Origin of the sequence: Pseudomonas rhizozeae (genome assembly GCF_031583775.1) — a bacterium.
Taxonomy (GTDB): domain Bacteria; phylum Pseudomonadota; class Gammaproteobacteria; order Pseudomonadales; family Pseudomonadaceae; genus Aquipseudomonas.
This window is the reverse complement of sequence record NZ_JAVLSB010000042.1, coordinates 1-16,236: the sequence shown is the minus strand read 5'-3', so window position 1 is coordinate 16,236 and position 16,236 is coordinate 1. Positions and strand designations below refer to the sequence as shown.

13 protein-coding genes are annotated in these 16,236 nt (G+C 62.9%); 6 read left to right on the top strand and 7 right to left on the bottom strand.

Going from position 1 to position 16,236, the window contains the following annotated elements; translation table 11 throughout:
• Window positions 1-137 precede the first annotated feature (137 nt).
• Window positions 138-656 carry a DinB family protein gene (locus RG836_RS13060; protein WP_310845954.1) on the top strand — a complete coding sequence of 173 codons (519 nt, stop codon included), beginning with the start codon at window positions 138-140 and terminating at the stop codon, window positions 654-656.
• Here the strand turns inward: RG836_RS13060 and RG836_RS13055 are convergent.
• The 4 genes from RG836_RS13055 to RG836_RS13040 all read right to left on the bottom strand — a co-directional run bounded on the left by RG836_RS13055 (window position 653) and on the right by RG836_RS13040 (window position 4,674).
• The gene (locus tag RG836_RS13055; protein ID WP_310845953.1) at window positions 653-1,573 is read right to left on the bottom strand and encodes a LysR substrate-binding domain-containing protein; all 921 of its coding nucleotides are present in this window, start codon (window positions 1,571-1,573) and stop codon (window positions 653-655) included. The genes RG836_RS13060 and RG836_RS13055 overlap by 4 nt on opposite strands.
• Before the next feature lie 137 nt (window positions 1,574-1,710).
• Complete coding sequence (locus tag RG836_RS13050; RefSeq protein WP_310845952.1) at window positions 1,711-1,974, bottom strand: hypothetical protein; 264 nt, start codon at window positions 1,972-1,974, stop codon at window positions 1,711-1,713.
• 342 nt (window positions 1,975-2,316) lie between these two features.
• On the bottom strand, window positions 2,317-3,315 hold the full coding sequence (locus RG836_RS13045; protein WP_310845950.1) for an NAD(P)H-quinone oxidoreductase: 999 nt from the start codon (window positions 3,313-3,315) through the stop codon (window positions 2,317-2,319).
• A 135-nt stretch (window positions 3,316-3,450) separates the two neighbouring features.
• Window positions 3,451-4,674, bottom strand: a complete 1,224-nt coding sequence (locus tag RG836_RS13040; RefSeq protein WP_310845949.1) for a YbfB/YjiJ family MFS transporter — start codon at window positions 4,672-4,674, stop codon at window positions 3,451-3,453.
• A 112-nt stretch (window positions 4,675-4,786) separates the two neighbouring features.
• On the opposite strand from RG836_RS13040, the gene RG836_RS13035 reads away from it, so the two are divergent.
• The gene (locus tag RG836_RS13035; RefSeq protein WP_310845948.1) at window positions 4,787-5,662 is read left to right on the top strand and encodes a LysR family transcriptional regulator; all 876 of its coding nucleotides are present in this window, start codon (window positions 4,787-4,789) and stop codon (window positions 5,660-5,662) included.
• A gap of 248 nt (window positions 5,663-5,910) precedes the next feature.
• Here the strand turns inward: RG836_RS13035 and RG836_RS13030 are convergent, their stop codons facing one another.
• Complete coding sequence (locus tag RG836_RS13030) at window positions 5,911-6,633, bottom strand: pirin family protein (protein ID WP_310845946.1); 723 nt, start codon at window positions 6,631-6,633, stop codon at window positions 5,911-5,913.
• A 306-nt stretch (window positions 6,634-6,939) separates the two neighbouring features.
• Here RG836_RS13030 and RG836_RS13025 point away from each other — a divergent pair, with 306 nt between their 5' ends.
• Entirely contained in the window at window positions 6,940-7,890 is a 951-nt protein-coding gene (locus tag RG836_RS13025) for a GlxA family transcriptional regulator (protein WP_310845945.1), read from the top strand.
• Between the two features lie 183 nt (window positions 7,891-8,073).
• On the top strand, window positions 8,074-9,570 hold the full coding sequence (locus tag RG836_RS13020) for an ATP-binding protein (protein ID WP_310845943.1): 1,497 nt from the start codon (window positions 8,074-8,076) through the stop codon (window positions 9,568-9,570).
• Here the strand turns inward: RG836_RS13020 and RG836_RS13015 are convergent.
• Complete coding sequence (locus RG836_RS13015; protein WP_310845942.1) at window positions 9,547-12,339, bottom strand: ATP-binding protein; 2,793 nt, start codon at window positions 12,337-12,339, stop codon at window positions 9,547-9,549. The genes RG836_RS13020 and RG836_RS13015 overlap by 24 nt on opposite strands.
• Before the next feature lie 376 nt (window positions 12,340-12,715).
• Between RG836_RS13015 and RG836_RS13010 the strand changes: the two genes are divergently transcribed.
• Window positions 12,716-14,158 carry a catalase gene (locus RG836_RS13010; protein WP_310845940.1) on the top strand — a complete coding sequence of 481 codons (1,443 nt, stop codon included), beginning with the start codon at window positions 12,716-12,718 and terminating at the stop codon, window positions 14,156-14,158.
• Here RG836_RS13010 and RG836_RS13005 read toward each other — a convergent pair whose 3' ends face one another.
• Window positions 14,159-14,689, bottom strand: coding sequence for an AraC family transcriptional regulator (locus tag RG836_RS13005; protein WP_310845939.1), 531 nt, complete (start codon window positions 14,687-14,689; stop codon window positions 14,159-14,161).
• A gap of 458 nt (window positions 14,690-15,147) precedes the next feature.
• On the opposite strand from RG836_RS13005, the gene RG836_RS13000 reads away from it, so the two are divergent.
• Window positions 15,148-16,068 (top strand): LysR family transcriptional regulator, encoded by a 921-nt coding sequence (locus RG836_RS13000; RefSeq protein WP_310845938.1) that lies wholly within the window; start codon window positions 15,148-15,150, stop codon window positions 16,066-16,068.
• Window positions 16,069-16,236 lie beyond the last annotated feature (168 nt).

Here is a 16,236-nt window from a genome sequence, read left to right as displayed (position 1 = left end):
TAAGGAGCCCGAAGCGTTCATCGACACATCTGGTATCGTTAACCGCCGCGCCGGTTATCAGCGCTGCTCCCGTTCGTCGGCACAGGGTCTATCCTTGGTGAGTACGCCCTTGAGCGCCCAGTCCTCGGAGACGTCTGATGATCAATCTACACACTGCCTGCCTGCTGGCCGAGTACAAGGAATGGGCCGATCAGCAAATGTTTACCAGCCTTGCTGAGTTGCCCCGCGAAGAAGTGGTCAGGGAGCGCCAATCGGTGTTCAAGAACATGGTGGGCACCCTCAATCATATCTACGCGGTGGATCGCATCTGGCAGGCGCACCTGCAAGGCCAGGCGCATCCTTACAAAACCTCCCACGAAACGTCCCACGCCGAGCTTAACGACCTGCAATTGGCCCAAGGCGAACTCAACCGCTGGTTCCGCGACTGGACCCAGGACCAGAGCGATGAGTCGCTGACCCATCCGGTGGACTTCACCTTTCTATCCGGTGCGCCCGGCGTCATGAGCGCCGGGGCGATGCTGCTGCATGTGGTCAACCACGCCAGCTACCACCGAGGGTGGATCTGCCAGATGTATTTCGAAATCCCGGCGCGCCCGCCCTTTACCGATTTGCCGGTGTTTTTGCGGGATGTGCACCAAGAGTTTCCCGGACGTTAGGGAATCGGCAGTTCGACTGCCATGTGCTCAGCAATCCGCGCCCGTAGCCAGCGCTCGGCCGGATCGTTGTCGTTGACGCCGTTCCAGACCATCGACAATTCCGACAGCACAATCGGGAAGGGCGGCTCGTCGGCTCGTAACACGTCACTGCCGTCGATCAGCGCGCAGGCCGCGTAATCCGGCACCGTGGCCAGCATTTCGGTGCCCGCGAGCAAAGCCCGTAGCCCGGAAAACTGCGGCACCGCCAGCACCACCCGGCGGGAGCGACCGATGCGCGCCAGATCGTTGTCGATGGCGCCGCTCAGGTCTCCAGAAAACGACACCAGTGCGTGGGGCCGTTCGCAGTATTCGTCAAGGGTCAGCGGGCCGGGGCGATTGTCGCCGCGCAGGATCTTGCAGCCCAGGTCGCGCAGTTTTTTGCGCTTGGCGTTGGCCGGCAGCTCTGTGGTGTAGCTCACACCCACGGAAATCTCCCCGGTACTGAGCATCGACGACATCAACAGGAAATTCACCCGCCGCACCACCACCACGACGTTTTGCGCCTCTTCGCGGATCTGGTTGAGCAGCGGCGGGAACAGGCCGAATTCGGCGTCATCGGACAAACCGATGCGGAATACGTCGCGGCTGATCGACGGGTCGAAATCCTTGGCCCGGCTGACCGCGCCGGAAATCGTATCCATGGCCGGTTGCAACTCCCGCAGGATCGCCAGCGCGCGCTGCGTTGGCTCCAGCACCCGGCCATTGCGCACCAGCAACGGGTCGTCGAACAGATCGCGCAAGCGCGCCAACGCAGCGCTGACCGCCGGTTGCCCGAGGAACAGCTTTTCCCCGGCCCGGGTCAGGTTCTTCTCGAACATCAGCACTTCGAATATCACCAGCAGGTTCATGTCAACGCGGCGCAGGTCGTTGCGGTTCATTCCGGCTACCTCGATGGGCGAAGAACCTAAGTAAAGCAGCAACTCGGGGGATTGGAGCGGGGAGGTGGAATGCAAGAACCCCGCGTTGGTCTTTCCAACGCGGGGTTCAAGGTGTGCGGCGGCTCAAGGCAGGTTCATCAATAGCGCTGATATTTGGAGCCGAACTCGGGGCGATTCTCGGCAACAGTCAGTTCCGACTCGGCCGGTGGGCGCAGCATTGGGTTTTTGCTTTCGCTGTTCTGGCGGTCGAGGCTAACGGTGTCGAAGTTCTGCACGGCCTGCTGGTCGACGTTGAACGCGGCAACGGCCTGCGAGCTGATCTGCGTCTGGGACGGCGCAGCGTAAGCGGAAGTGGCGGCGAGCACAGTGAGCGCGAAGCTCAAACCAAGAATGTTTTTCATGATGGACTCCATCGTTCAAAGGGAAGCGGTTAAGTCGGGAAGATGTCGCCACTTTAAAACCCGCCGCCCACGATGAAAAAACACCTGTGCCAATAGTGCCTATTAAGGTCAGTGATCCGGGAATCGCAGCCATCCACACAATCCCCAGTGGGAGCGAGCCTGCTCGCGAAAGCGGTGGGTCAGCGAATGATGTACTGACTGACCTGACGCCATCGCGGGCAAGCCCGCTCTCACAGGTTATTGAGGTGATCCGGGAATCGCGTCCAGCCCAAAACCCTGTGGGAGCGGGCTCGCTCGCGAAGAAGCCCTGTCATTCAGCAAAGATAGCGCCCGACACTCAGCTCAAATCACCCGCAAGACAATCTTGCCGACATGATCCCCAGCCTCCATCCGCGTATGGGCCTTGGCGACGTCTTTCAGTTCGAACACCTGGTCGATCATCGGCAGGCACCGCCCGGCGCTGAGTGCCGGCCAGACTTTTTCGCGCAGTTGCGCGGCGATCGCGGCTTTTTCCTGATCCGTGCGCGGGCGTAGCAGCGAGCCAGTGATGCTGGCGCGCTTGGCCATGATCGCCAGCAACTCGACATCATTGGCTTTGGCGCCACCGAGGAAGCCCAGCATCACCAACCGTCCGTCCATGCCCAGGGCCGCAATGTTCTGGTTCAAATACGAACCGCCCATGATGTCGAGGATCACATTGACCCCTTTACCCGCAGTCTGCGCCTGAATGGCCTGAACGAAATCCTCATCCCGATAATTGATTGCCGTAGCGTCCAGGCTTTCGATCACCGCACATTTATCGGCACTGCCGGCGGTGGCAAAGGTCTCGATGCCGAACTCGCGGCACAGCATCAGCGCGGTGGTGCCGATGCCGCTGGTGCCGCCGTGGATCAAGGCGCGCTGGCCTTTGCTGGCGCCACCGAGGCCGAACAGGTTGGCCCACACGGTAAAGAAGGTCTCTGGAATCGCTGCCGCGCTGACGTAATCCACACCCTGCGGCATCGGTAACACTTGGCCGGCGGGCACCGCGCAGTACTCGGCGTAACCACCGCCGTTGGTCAGCGCGCAGACTTTGTCGCCCGCCTTATACGTGCTGACGCCATCACCGACCGCAACCACGTCGCCCGCCACTTCCAGACCAGGGATCGGATTCATGCCGGGTTTCATCGGATAGTGGCCCGCACGCTGCAGTACGTCTGGGCGATTGACCCCGGCAGCATGCACGCGAATCAGCACTTCACCGGCAGCGGGGCGCGGTACAGGAACCTCGCGCGGCTGCAGGACATCGGGGCCGCCAGGTTGGGTGATTTCAATGTGGGTCATGGTTTGCGGCAATGGCATGTTTGAATTCCTTGGAAAAAAAGGTCGAGCCCCTGTGGGAGCGAGCCTGCTCGCGAAAGCGTCCTGTCAGCGACATGAATGCGGGCTAAACCGCCGTCTTCGCGAGCAGGCTCGCTCCCAAGAAATTGGGTGTACTCAGGCGATTTGTGCTCGGTGGCAAGTCCCTGTCTGATTCATGAACCGCAGCGCCAGTTCCAACAACAACGCCACGACAATCGCCCCGCCGGCCACTTCGAACAGCAGCGCGTGCTGCCCGCCGCTGGCGTTGAACAGCGCCGAATAAGCGAACCCGGAAACCGCCTGAAAGGTGGCGAACGACACGGTGGCACGGCTCCAGGCAATCTGTTGCTGATGATGGTTCGGCACCAGTTCGTGCACCCGCGCCAGGGCCAGCGGCACGATACCCGGCGGAAACGAGCCGAGGATCACCGCCAGCAAGGCCAGGGCGAGGAAGCCGTGGGAGATCGCCAGCAGCCCCAAGGTGATCGCTTGCACCACCAACACGATTCGAATACTCAAGCGTGCACCGAGTTTGTCGGCGAGAAAACCGTAGCTGACCGGCCCGACAATCGCCCCCAGGCCATACATCACCCAGATCAGCGCGCCGACATGCGCCCCGGCACCGAGGCCGCGAGCGACGAAGTCCACCAGAAACACCATGGCCGGCACGAGGCCCGCAGCCATAAACGCGTACTGCGCGAACAGGAGGTACAGGGCCGGCGGGGTCGGCGATTGCTGGCTGTGTTCAGTCGCCACGGCAACGGCCGGCGTTACGGCACGCGGCCAGCCAAACCAACTGGCGGCGGTCAACATCAACGCCAGCAAACCAAGACCGAACCAGGTGTTTTGTAAACCCAGGCTCAGCAGCGGCGGCACCAGCGTGCCAGACGCGGCGATGCCCAAACCGATGCCCAGGAAAATCGCGCCGCTGGCCAAACCGCGACGGTTGACCGGAACATGCGGGAGCACGGTGGCGGCCACCAGCACCATGATCGCGCCGCCGGCAATCCCCGACAGCAGGCGCCAGCCGAAGAACCAGCTCACCGACAGCGGAAAGCCACAGGCGAAAAACGACAGGGTTACCGCGGCCATCATCAATCGTAGGGCCGTGGCGTTGCCAACTCGCCGGGCGAGGGGATGGCCGATCAGTGCGCCAACCAGGTAACCGACCAGGTTGGCGGCGCCGAGGTACACCACGTCGCTGGCGGAAAACCAGTGCGCCTGGATCAGTGAAGGAATCAACGGCGTGTAGGCAAAACGTGCCAGGCCGATGCTGACCAGGCTGGCGCACAGGCCGGCAATGATCGGCAGCCAGATCGCGCTGCGCGGTGGAGCGGTGTGGAGCGTCGAGTGGTGCATCGGATCAGTCCTGTGGAATTTCTCTGACCTCCAGCATACCCACGAAGCTCGATGCGCAATCGCAGCGATTCCGCGTTAGAGTGATGCAAATTTGCATTGGCGGGATAACGCTATGAATTGGGATGACGCTCGGGTGTTTCTGGCGGTCTGCCGTGAGTCGACATTGCGCGGCGCGGCGCGGGTGTTGGGGGTGGACCAGGCCACGGTGGGGCGGCGGATTGTGGCGCTGGAAAAATCCCTCGACGCGACCTTGTTCCTGCGCACATCGGAAGGCTATGCACTCACCGCGGTTGGCGAAGCGGCATTGCACTCGGTGGAGAAAATGGAGCGCTCGGCGCTGGAGTTGCAACGGCAGATACAAGGTCTCGATGATCGCCTGACCGGCATCGTACGCGTCAGCACCACCGACTCCATGGCCATCGACTTCCTGATCCCGGCCATCGCCCGCTTGCACCAGCGCCATCCAGACGTGCGCGTGCAACTGGACGCCTCGGCGCAGATTCTCAGCCTGGCCAAGCGCGAGGCCGACATCGCTGTGCGTAATACCCGCCCCGACAATCCCGACCTGATCGCCCGACGCATCGCGCGCTGGCCGGTGGGCTTGTTCGCCTCGCAGGCTTATGTCGATACGAACGGCGTGCCCGCGCCAGGTTCAGCGTTTGACGGGCATGACCTGGTGGTCTATCAGCCGTACCTGCAAAGCAACAAAGACCTGACCCTGGTCTCTGAACCGCTGACCCGCGGACGCATCGTTTCCAGCCTGAGCTCCGGCCTGCTGGTACGACGGGCGATCGCAGCCGGTATCGGCCTGGGGGAGATTCCGGTGTACATGGGCGAGCGCGACGGCCTGGTCCGGCTCTGGCCCGAACAAACCCGGCCATTGCCCTACGACGTCTGGCTCGTCACCCACGCCGACCTGCGCCACACCGCCAAAGTGCGCGCGGTGATTGAAGTGATTGTGGAGGAGTTTGCGGCGTCAAGCGCCTGAGAGGGTGTTGCTCGAGAACAGTTACTGATGTGCTGAATCAACGGACGCCATCGCGGGCAAGCCCGCTCCCACAGGGTTTAGTGGTGATCGGTGAGCCGTGGCCAAGCACAACTCCACTGCGGGAGCGGACTTGCCCGCGATAACGTTCTCCAAGCCAGTTCATAAGGCAATGAAAGAAAGGCGATCGCGAGCAAGGTGGATTGTCCGGCGAGCAGGAGCGTTCCTGCTCCTGCATTTTTTGATGCCAATCAAGGCATCTCAGGCAATTCCTGTGGCCGCAGGTCGAACACCAGCACTTCGGCGTCAACGCCGTTGCTCAGGGTCAGCAGTTGTTCTTCGCGGACGCGCACGCCGTCGCCTTCCTGCAGTTGCTCGCCGTTGAGCTGCACGCTGCCTCGGGCCACGTGGACGTAAGCGTAGCGGTGCTCACCGAGTTTCAGGGTGGCGGTGTCGTTGCCGTCGAACAGCCCGGCGTAGACCCGCGCATCCTGGCGCACTTTCAGCGAGCCGTTGCTGCCGTCCGGCGAGATGATCAGGCGCAGTTGGCCACGTTTCTGTTCCTGGCTGAAGTGCTCCTGCTGGTAGCGCGGTTTGGCGCCGCTGACTTCGGGCACGATCCAGATTTGCAGGAAGTGCACCGGTTTGGTGGCCGAATGGTTGTACTCGCTGTGCGCCACGCCGCTGCCGGCACTCATCAGTTGCACGTCGCCGGGGCGGATCACCGATCCGGTGCCCAGGGTGTCTTTGTGTTCCAGAGCGCCTTCAAGTACGTAGGAGAAAATCTCCATGTCACGGTGCGGGTGCTGGCCGAAGCCTTTGCCGGCGGCGACGCGGTCATCGTTGATCACCAACAGGTCGGAAAAACCCTGTTCCCGCGGGTTGCGGTAGTTGGCGAAGGAAAAGGTGTGGAACGACTTCAACCAACCGTGATTGGCCGCGCCGCGATCGGCTGCTTTGCGAAGGGTCAGCATGATGAAATCTCCTGTCAGGACGTGAATTCGTCCGAGTGAGGAGAAGGTTAATGGTTACTGAGGCATGCAATAAGTAGGTGGAATCCGTAACACTGTCCCTTTGCGGTTGACAGTGGTGCAGGGCAGAGTCAGGTATGCTGCAACAATTCTTGAGTCGAACCACAGTCCCTGTGGGAGCGGGCTTGCCCGCGAAGGCGTCGGCACATTCACTATCTCTGGTGATGGATAGAACGCTTTCGCGAGCAAGCCCGCTCCCACATTGGGCAGTGTTCACCGTTATTTTTTGCCCTCAGCGATGCCCATCCCATGAAAACCATAGCCATGGTGCTGTTCCCGGATTTCCTGCTGCTCGACATGGCCGGCCCGATGGAGGTGTTTTCCATCGCCAACCGCTACCTGGCGCCGCAGGATGCTTATCAGCTATCGACCATCGGCACCGAGCCCGGCGCGTTGCGCGCGTCCAACGGGGTCAGCGTGCAACCCGATCTGTACCTCGAGCAGGCCACCGCAGCCTATGACTTGCTACTAATACCCGGCGGCCCCGGCGCTTACAACGAGCCATGCCCGCCGCTGCAGGCCTGGTTGCCGGATGCCACGCGGCGGGCCAAACGCTACGGCTCGATCTGCACCGGGGCGTTTGTGCTGGGATTTGCTGGGCTGCTCGACGGCTATCGCGTAACCACCCACTGGCACTACACCGAACGGCTGATCAAAGGCTTCCCCGGCGCCCAAGTCGAAACCGACCAGATCTACGTGCTCGACCGCAACCTGATCACCTCCGGCGGGGTCACGGCCGGGATCGACCTTGCGCTGGCGGTGGTCGCTGAAGACCACGGCAAAAAAGTCGCCCAGGACGTGGCCAAAGTGCTGTTGGTGGTGATGAAGCGCCAGGGCGGGCAAGCGCAGTTCAGCCCGCTGATGGCCGCCGTCGCGCCGCAGGAAACCGCTGTCACCCGGGTGCAGCATTACGTGCTGGACCACCTCGACGAAACCTTCACCGTCGAACGCATGGCGGCGCTGGTGAGCATGAGCCCGCGGCATTTTTCCCGGCTGTTCGCCCGCGAACTGAACATGACGCCGATGGCGTTCCTGCAAAACGCTCGTGTCGATTTTGCCCGCAACCTGCTGGAAACCACCGAGCTGCCACTGAAGACCGTGGCCTACCGCAGCGGGTTTGGCAGCGTGCGGCACATGCGCTTTCTGTTCAGTGAAAAACTCGGCCTCAACCCCACGCAGTACCGTGAACAGTTCAGTTAGCGCCCGGTTGTCCGTCTCGGGCATCGAATTGGCCGTACCGTTCCGCCCTAGACCGTTGTACCGTCTTCAGCAGCTGCCAAGATAGCCGTGGACGCGTGGCAAAGGAGAATGCGCAGCCCTGGGACGCCGATCGACTGCCGAATGCAGCCTTTTGGCGTCTGTGGATCAAAGCGGGTGTAGCCGATGAACAGCCTGACAACTTTTAACCATGACGAAGTGCTGCGGTTCGGCCCTTATGAGTTTAATGGCCGGCAGCGCCTGATCTTGCGCGGGGACCAACCCCTGGCGATGGGCGGGCGGGCGCTCGACATTCTGCAATTGCTGCTGCAGCGCGCCGGTAGCGTGGTCAGCAAGCAAACCCTGATCACGCATGTGTGGCCGAGTTCGGTGGTTGAGGAGGCCAACCTGCGCGTGCACATCGCCGCATTGCGTCGCGCGCTCGGCGACGGCCAGAACGGCCAGCGCTACATCGTCAACGTGCCGCAGCGCGGCTACTGCTTCATCGCCCCGGTGCAACGGGCCATCGCCGGACCGCAAGGAAACCCGCCGACCACCGTCACCGGTGCGCTACCCATCCCGCACAACCTGCCCGCACGCCTGACTTCAATCATCGGCCGCGATGGCCTGGTCGGCAGCCTCGTGCGACAAGTGCCGCGCCGTCGCCTGCTCAGCCTGACCGGCCCGGGCGGCATCGGCAAAACCACAGTCGCTTTGCGGGTTGCGGAATTGCTGTTGGAGCATTATCAGGATGGCGTGTGGTTGATCGATCTTTCCACTTCGCAGGCGCCACAACAGGTGGTCGTGCAGTTGGCGCGCAGCCTGTCGCTGGGCGCCGATCTGTCGTTGGCGGCGCTGTGCGATGCGCTACAAAAACATCACGTCCTGTTGGTGCTGGACAACTGCGAACACCTGCTCGACACCTGCCGCGAGACCATCGCCGCACTACTGAAGGCCTGCCCACGGCTGTCGATTCTGGCGACCAGCCGTGCGCCGTTGCGCCTCGCCGAAGAGTTTGTGCAGCGCTTGCCCGGCCTGGCGATTCCGCCCGTGTCGGCGCTGCAGCGGGTCGAGGACGTGATGAGTTATTCCGCCGTGCAATTACTGGTCGGGCGGATTCGTGCGCGGCAACAGTGGTTCACCTTGCGTGAGCAGGATTTGCCCATCGTGCGTGATATCTGCCGGCGGCTCGATGGTTTGCCGTTGGCCATTGAAATGGCTGCTGCGCAAATCGACGCCTTTGCCCTGGTCGGGCTGCAAGCGCAACTGGATAACTGTGTCGAACTGCTGAGCCACGGTCGGCGCACGGCGGTGGCGCGGCACCAGTCGTTGAAAGCGGCGCTGGACTGGAGCTACCAGCGGTTGAGCGCGTTGGAGCAAACCGTTTTGCAACGTCTGGCGGTGTTCAAAGTGGCCTTCACCCTTGATGCGGTAATCGCCGTCATCAGTTGCGCCGCGTTGCCGCCCAGTGCCGTGCGCCAGGCGCTCGAACGCCTGGCGGATCAGTCGTTGCTGACGGTGGAACAGGTTCACGGCAGCCAGCGTTTTCGCTTGCTCAAGACCACTCGTTGCTACGCCGTGGAAAGGCTTGAGCACAGTGGCGAGTTACGCACGCTGGAACAACGCCATTCGCGCTACCTCAGCCGCCAGCGCCACGCCTCAAGCCCGCCGCTGACCGTGTAGCGGCTCGAGCACTTGCTGCGCGGCGAGCACGTCCGGCGTGGCCAAGCCTTCAGTGAATCCGGCATAGACTGGGGCGAGCAGTGCGAACGCTTGCGGGGCATTGCCCTGGCTTTGCCACACGCGCGCCAGCGAGGTGGCGCTGCGCAGTTCCCAGGCCCGCGCACCTTGCTGGCGAGCCACCGCCAGCGAGCGTTGCAGCAGCGCTTCGGCCTGCGTCGGGTTGTGGCTCAACACGCGCTCGGCTTCGGCGCGGAAAATCTCCGCGCTGCTCCAACCGGCGCTGCCATCTTCGGCTCGAGCCAGCAACACGTAATCGACGCGGCGCGGATCGAGGGTGACCATGACGTCCCTGACCAGTCCACTCCCGTGCGTCGGCGCCGGGTGCTCGGCCTCGGGGTCGATGACCTGCGCATAGTGCCGCGCCCAAAGCTGGAACAGCGGCACCGAATGTTTCTGCGATTGCTCCAGCAGCAGGCGTAGCAACTCGCGGGCAGTCGGCGCATCGCCGTTGTAGTGAGCGATCAGGCACCCGGCCAGCGCCAGGGTGTAGCAAATCGAGGTGCCGTGATTGATCTGCAGGGCGATGTCCAACGCCTGGCGCGCGGTCAGCCAGGCCCGTTGCGGCTGGCCTTGCAGCCAGAGGATGCGCGCCAGGATGGTCAACGCCGCAACGCTCTGGTCGTACTGCACGCCAAAGCCGTGGGTAAAGCGGTTGAGGTGGCCGCTTTGCGCCATCCGTTGCAACACCTGCTCGGCGTTGCTGCGGGCCAGGGTTTGTTGGCCGGCGAAATGCAGCGCCAATACCCGCAAACGGTGAGTGCTCAGGGCCACCAGCGCGTCGCCGTGCATCACCAGCCGATCGAATTCAAGGCTCTGTGCCAGGGCCTCTTGATACCGCCCGCAACTGAGGTTGACCGCCATGTGTCCGGACACCGCGCGCAATTGCCCGGCGGTGTCGAGGTGTTCATCGGCCAGGGCCTTGGCGCTGACAAACGCCTCGACCGTCTCGGCGCTGCCGCCCTGGCTGTGATAGCAGGAACTGCCCAACGCGAGCTTCAAATTGATTGTCAGGCGCGGGCAGGGCGCGGCGCTGGCGAGCAGCAGCGCCAGGGCCCGGCGCACGTAATTGCCGTGTTCCTTGAGCAACGACAATTCCTGCCACAGCGGCGTTGAAACCGCCGTCAAGCGGATCGCCAGGCCATGCGGCCCGTTAGCGCCCAAGCCGCGGTCGAGGGCGGCGCGCAGGTCTTCGAGGCTGCGGCTGTAACGCTCGATCCACGTCCGCGTCGCCGTGTGCGGCCAGTCGTTCTGCGCTTGATGCATCAGCGCCAGGCAACGCTCGGCATGACGGTCGAGGGTTTCGGCCAGCTCCACCGCATCGCGAAGTTTTTCCAGGGCATAGCGGCGAGTGGTGTCGAGTAGGCGATAGAACACTTCTTCGTCGCCCACCTCGACCGTCAGCAGGGACTTGGCGACCAATTGCGTGATCGATCCCAGCACTTCACCGGGGGCGATGTGCTGGCCGACAATCACCGCTGCTGCCGATTCCAGGGTGAAACCGCCGCGAAACACCGCCAGCCGTCGCAGACAGGTTTGCTCGCAAGAGTTGAGCAGTTCGAAGCTCCAGTCGAGGGTGGCACGCAAGGTCTGATGGCGGCCCTGGCTGCTGGAGTCCCCCGGGCCGTTCAGGCGGAAGCTGCCGAGTAACCGCACCAGCAAACCGTCCAGGCCCAGCTGCCCGACCTGCGCCGCCGCCAGTTCAATGGCCAGCGGAATACCGTCGAGGCGCCGGCAAATCTCGATCACTTGCGGCAGCGCTGCGTCGTTGAGTTCAAAGCCCTCGTGGCTGACCATCGCCCGTTCCACGAACAGTTGCAGCGCGGAGAACCCCAGCGCCTCGTCGCAGTCCGGTGCACTGCTGGGTGGCGGGCAGTCGAGGGCGTCCAGGCGCTGCACAAACTCGCCTTCGGCGCGCAGGCTTTCGCGACTGGTGGCCAGAATGTGCACCTGTGGCGCCGCGCGCAGCAGTTGTTCGCAGAGCATCGCGACGCTGTCGATCAAGTGCTCGCAATTGTCGATCACCAGCAGCAGGTGTTGCCCGTGCAGCAAATTCGACAGGCTACCCAAGGCGTCATCGTCGTCCAGCGACCATTCGAACAGCGCCGCGAGGTGCCCGGCGATCAGCGCCGGGTCGGTGATCGGCGACAGGTCCAGCAGGCGAATGCCGTCGCGATAACGGTCGAGCAATTGTTCGGCAACCCGCAGGGCGACGGTGGTCTTGCCGATGCCGCCGGGGCCGACCAGGGTCACCAACCGTTGCCGCGCCAGTTGCGCCATCAGGCTGTCGACCAGCGGCTGGCGCCCGATCATCCGGGTGCGGCGCAGCGGCAGGTTGTGTCGCGATGGACTGGGCAGTGTCGGCGCGGGGGCGGGCTCGGCGTGTTCGAGGGCAATCGGCGCGACGAAACTGTAGCCGCGCTGGGCGATGGTAATGATGTAGCGCTGACCGGCCTGGCCATCGCCGAGGGCCTTGCGCAGCGCCGCCATGTGCACCCGCAGGTTGATCTCCTCAACCACGCTGGTGGGCCAGACCCGCGCCAATAACACCTGCTTACTGACTACGCTGCCGGCGTGTTCCAGCAGCACCAATAGAATGTCCAGCGCCCGCCGGCCGAGGCGCAGCGGCTGATCGCCTTCCAGCACTCGGCGTTGGTCAGGATAAATCCGGTAGGGGCCGAACCGCACGGCCTGCTCGGTGGGAAAACTCAAACACTCGCTCCTGTCGAACTTGTTTTCAGCCTCCGGCGAAGGAGGGCAGATGCGCCCGTTGCGGGTGGCTGGCGGGCGTCTATTTCGCGTTATCCAGCCATGTTCTCAGGTTTAAGCACCGACACCGTAGGGTCACGACAAATTTAACAACATTTAACTCGTGCCGGTTCTGGTCTACGCCCAAAACTGTCGCCCTTCAAGGCCCGCTCGACCAGGTGCAGCCGCGTCGCTCACAGAAAAGCAATCGAACGAAGATCTGCTAGCCTTCCTCGTGGCCTGATGAACCCCTTGCCTGGCTCGCCCCGCGCCCGACGTAGATCGGTCCCGCGAACGGCGGGCCTTTCAGGGTTTTACACCCCCAACGGAGCACCCGACCATGAAGAAGTTGACCAACGCCACCGGCGCGCCGGTAGTCGATAACTTGAATATTCAGACTGCCGGTCCTCGTGGCCCGGCGCTGTTGCAAGACATCTGGTTACTGGAAAAACTTGCCCACTTTGACCGTGAAGTGATCCCCGAACGCCGCATGCACGCCAAAGGCGCCGGCGCCTACGGCACCTTCACCGTGACTAACGACATCAGCCGCTACACCAAGGCCAGCATCTTCAACGCGGTCGGCAAGCAGACCCCGCTGTTCGTGCGTTTTTCCTCGGTGGCCGGTGAGCGCGGCGCGGCGGATGCCGAGCGTGATATCCGGGGTTTTGCCGTGAAGTTCTACACCGACGAAGGCAACTGGGACATCGTCGGCAACAACACCCCGGTGTTCTTCTTCCGCGACCCGCTGCGTTTCTCTGACCTCAACCACGTGGTTAAACGCGACCCGCGCACCGGCCTGCGCAACGCCACCAGCAACTGGGACTTCTGGACCTTGCTGCCGGAGGCGCTGCATCAAGTGACCATCGTCATGAGCGACCGTGGTATCCCCACCAGTTTCCGCCACATGCACGGTTTCGGCAGCCACACCTTCAGCCTGATCAATCGCGACAACCAGCGGGTCTGGGTGAAGTTTCACTTTGTCTGCCAGCAAGGCATCCAGAACCTGTCGGATTCCGAAGCGGCGACGGTGGTTGGCCAGGACCGCGAAAGCAACCTGCGCGACCTCTACGAGACCATCGAAAACGGCGACTTCCCGCGCTGGAAACTGTGCATCCAGGTGATGGAAGAAGCGCAGGCGCTGAACTATCGACACAATCCGTTCGACCTGACCAAGGTCTGGCCGCACGGCGAATTTCCGCTGATTGAAGTCGGCGTGATGGAGCTTAACCGCAACGCCGAGAACCACTTCGCCGAAATCGAACAAGCGGCGTTTTCGCCGGCCAACGTGGTGCCGGGCGTCAGCTTCTCGCCCGATCGCATGCTGCAGGCGCGGTTGTTTTCCTATGGCGACGCCCAGCGCTATCGCCTCGGCGTCAACTTCAATCACATCCCGGTCAACGCCCCGCGCTGCCCGCATCACAGCTACCACCGCGACGGCGCCATGCGCACCGACGGCAACCTCGGCGGCACCGCCAGTTACTTCCCCAACAGTGTCGGCGAGTGGCCGGACTCACCGGAACAGGCCGAGCCGCCACTGGCGCTGGAAGGCTTTGCCCAGCACTACGACCATCGCCTGGAAGAGGACCACTACGAGCAACCGGGCAACCTGTTCCGCCTGTTGACCCCGGAGCGCCAGCAACTGCTGTTCGACAACACCGCACGGGCGATGGCCGGCGTGCCGCGCGCCATTCGGCAACGGCACATCGACAACTGCACCAAGGCTGACCAGGCCTATGGGCATGGCGTGGCGGATGCGTTGGAGCGACTTTCGCCGTTGGTGTAATTAACACCGTTCAATGGTGGGCGCGAGCCTGCTCGCGAAAGCGCTGTAACGGTCGACATTGATGTTGACGGTGATGGCCTCTTCGCGAGCAGGCTCGCTCCCACAGGGCGGGTTGCACGACGACAACCGCACCCGCCGACACCGCCACGCAAACGGGCTGACGCCTTCGCTGCGGGTGAAGATGTGGCAGAAATGCGCCTGGTCGCAAAAGCCGCACTCAAGGCTGATTTGCGTGAGGGTCAGGTCGGTGGATTGAATCATGTGCTTGGCCCGCGCCAGGCGCTGATCGCGAATCCAGTCCTGCGGCGACACCCCCGTGCTGCGCTTGAATGCCCGGGAAAAATGGCTGCGCGACAAGGCGCAGGCCCGCGCCAATTCACTGACTTCCAGGCTCTCGCCGAGCCTTTCGAGAATCAATCGTTTGACCAGTTGCTCGCGCCACGGACTGAGCGCGCCGGCGACGCGCGCGCCAGAGGGCAGCGGCTCAAGCGTGGGCGAAGGGGTGAGGGTGGTGGGAAGTCGTTGAGCCATGGCAACTGTCCGTCGTCGGGGGAAGGCACGGGCGGATCGGCCCTCGGTCAGTGGGCTTCCCGTGTAGCCGTAGGGAAGCGCTGTACGCTGGCTTTCATTCTTGGCGTCGACCGCCTCGGGGCGCGAGTTAATCGTTGTTAATTCTCCGGCCGGCGCTTCAACTCAGCACATCCTTGCAAGTCAGCGGTGACGAATTCGTTCAGTCTGCGGGGGCTCGAGCGCCGCCCCGGTGGCCAGGCAATCCCACTCACACAGGCGATCCCATGCGACATTCCTTTGCTTCCCTACTTGGCGGTTGCAGCCTGCTGTTGGCCGTCGCAAGCGGCAACGCCCCGCGCTGTTCGAAATGGGCATTTCCAATGGCTGCCGGTTGAATAGGGTCCTTACCAGCGCGCTGCTCACGTTCCGTTGGTAGAGTAGGCGCCCCGCACACTTCTCTAATCGCCAGGATTGCGCCGATGAACCGAAACGACCTCCGCCGCGTTGACATGAACCTGTTGGTGATTTTCGAAGCCCTGATGTTCGAAAAGAACCTGACGCGCGTCGCCGAAAAACTGTTCATGGGCCAACCGGCGGTCAGCGCCGCGTTGGCCCGCTTGCGCGATCTGTTCGATGACCCGTTGCTGCTGCGCAACGGCCGGGCCATGGAACCGACCGCACGGGCGCTGGGCATTCTCAAAGAACTGCAACCGGCGATGGACGTGATCTCCGGCGCGGTCAGCCGGGCCAAGGAATTCGACCCCGCCACCAGCCGCGACGTGTTCCGCATCGGCCTCTCGGACGACGCCGAGTTTGGCCTGTTTCCACCGCTGCTCAGTCGCCTGCGCGAGGAAGCACCGGGGATCATCGTCGTGGTGCGCCGCGCCAATTACCTGTTGATGCCGGCGCTGCTGGCCTCCGGTGAAATCTCGGTGGGCGTCAGCTACACCACCGACCTGCCGGCGAATGCCAAGCGCAAAACCTTGCGCGATATCGGCTGCAAGGTCTTGCGCGGCGACTCGCGGCCCGGAGCGCTGACGCTGGATGACTACTGCGCGCGACCGCACGCGATGGTGTCGTTCTCCGGTGACTTGAGCGGCAATATCGATCTTGACCTGGCCAAGGTCGGGCGTTGTCGCCAGGTGGTGCTCGGCGTGCCGCAGTTCAGCGGGTTGCGGGCGTTGCTCGCGGGCACCGAGATGATCGCGACCGTGCCGGATTACGCAGCGTGTGCCTTGGTGGAGGGCTGTGCGTTGCGCGCGGAGGATCCGCCGTTTCCGATTGAGCCGGCGCAGTTGTCGATGGCCTGGAGTGGGGTGCATGACAACGACCCGGCGGAGCGCTGGTTGCGCTCGCGCATTAGTGAGTTTATGTCGGCGCCGCTGGATATTCGGGGGTAGGTGGCTTTTCGCACTTCAGATCCCTGTGGGAGCTGTGGTGCGATGATTTGACTTGGCGATGTCGATGGGGCTTTTTTGGGTGTACATATCCGTTGCTGCGGTAACGGCTGCCTAGGGTTGCGCCCTTACGGCGCCTTACTTTGGCAAACGCCCCAAAGTAAGCAAAGG

Coding starts and splice junctions, on each gene's coding strand:
- RG836_RS13060 (WP_310845954.1), top strand. CDS start 138: ATGATCAATCTACACACTGCCTGCCTGCTGGCCGAGTACAAGGAATGG.
- RG836_RS13055 (WP_310845953.1), bottom strand. CDS start 1,573: ATGAACCGCAACGACCTGCGCCGCGTTGACATGAACCTGCTGGTGATA.
- RG836_RS13050 (WP_310845952.1), bottom strand. CDS start 1,974: ATGAAAAACATTCTTGGTTTGAGCTTCGCGCTCACTGTGCTCGCCGCC.
- RG836_RS13045 (WP_310845950.1), bottom strand. CDS start 3,315: ATGCCATTGCCGCAAACCATGACCCACATTGAAATCACCCAACCTGGC.
- RG836_RS13040 (WP_310845949.1), bottom strand. CDS start 4,674: ATGCACCACTCGACGCTCCACACCGCTCCACCGCGCAGCGCGATCTGG.
- RG836_RS13035 (WP_310845948.1), top strand. CDS start 4,787: ATGAATTGGGATGACGCTCGGGTGTTTCTGGCGGTCTGCCGTGAGTCG.
- RG836_RS13030 (WP_310845946.1), bottom strand. CDS start 6,633: ATGCTGACCCTTCGCAAAGCAGCCGATCGCGGCGCGGCCAATCACGGT.
- RG836_RS13025 (WP_310845945.1), top strand. CDS start 6,940: ATGAAAACCATAGCCATGGTGCTGTTCCCGGATTTCCTGCTGCTCGAC.
- RG836_RS13020 (WP_310845943.1), top strand. CDS start 8,074: ATGAACAGCCTGACAACTTTTAACCATGACGAAGTGCTGCGGTTCGGC.
- RG836_RS13010 (WP_310845940.1), top strand. CDS start 12,716: ATGAAGAAGTTGACCAACGCCACCGGCGCGCCGGTAGTCGATAACTTG.
- RG836_RS13005 (WP_310845939.1), bottom strand. CDS start 14,689: ATGGCTCAACGACTTCCCACCACCCTCACCCCTTCGCCCACGCTTGAG.
- RG836_RS13000 (WP_310845938.1), top strand. CDS start 15,148: ATGAACCGAAACGACCTCCGCCGCGTTGACATGAACCTGTTGGTGATT.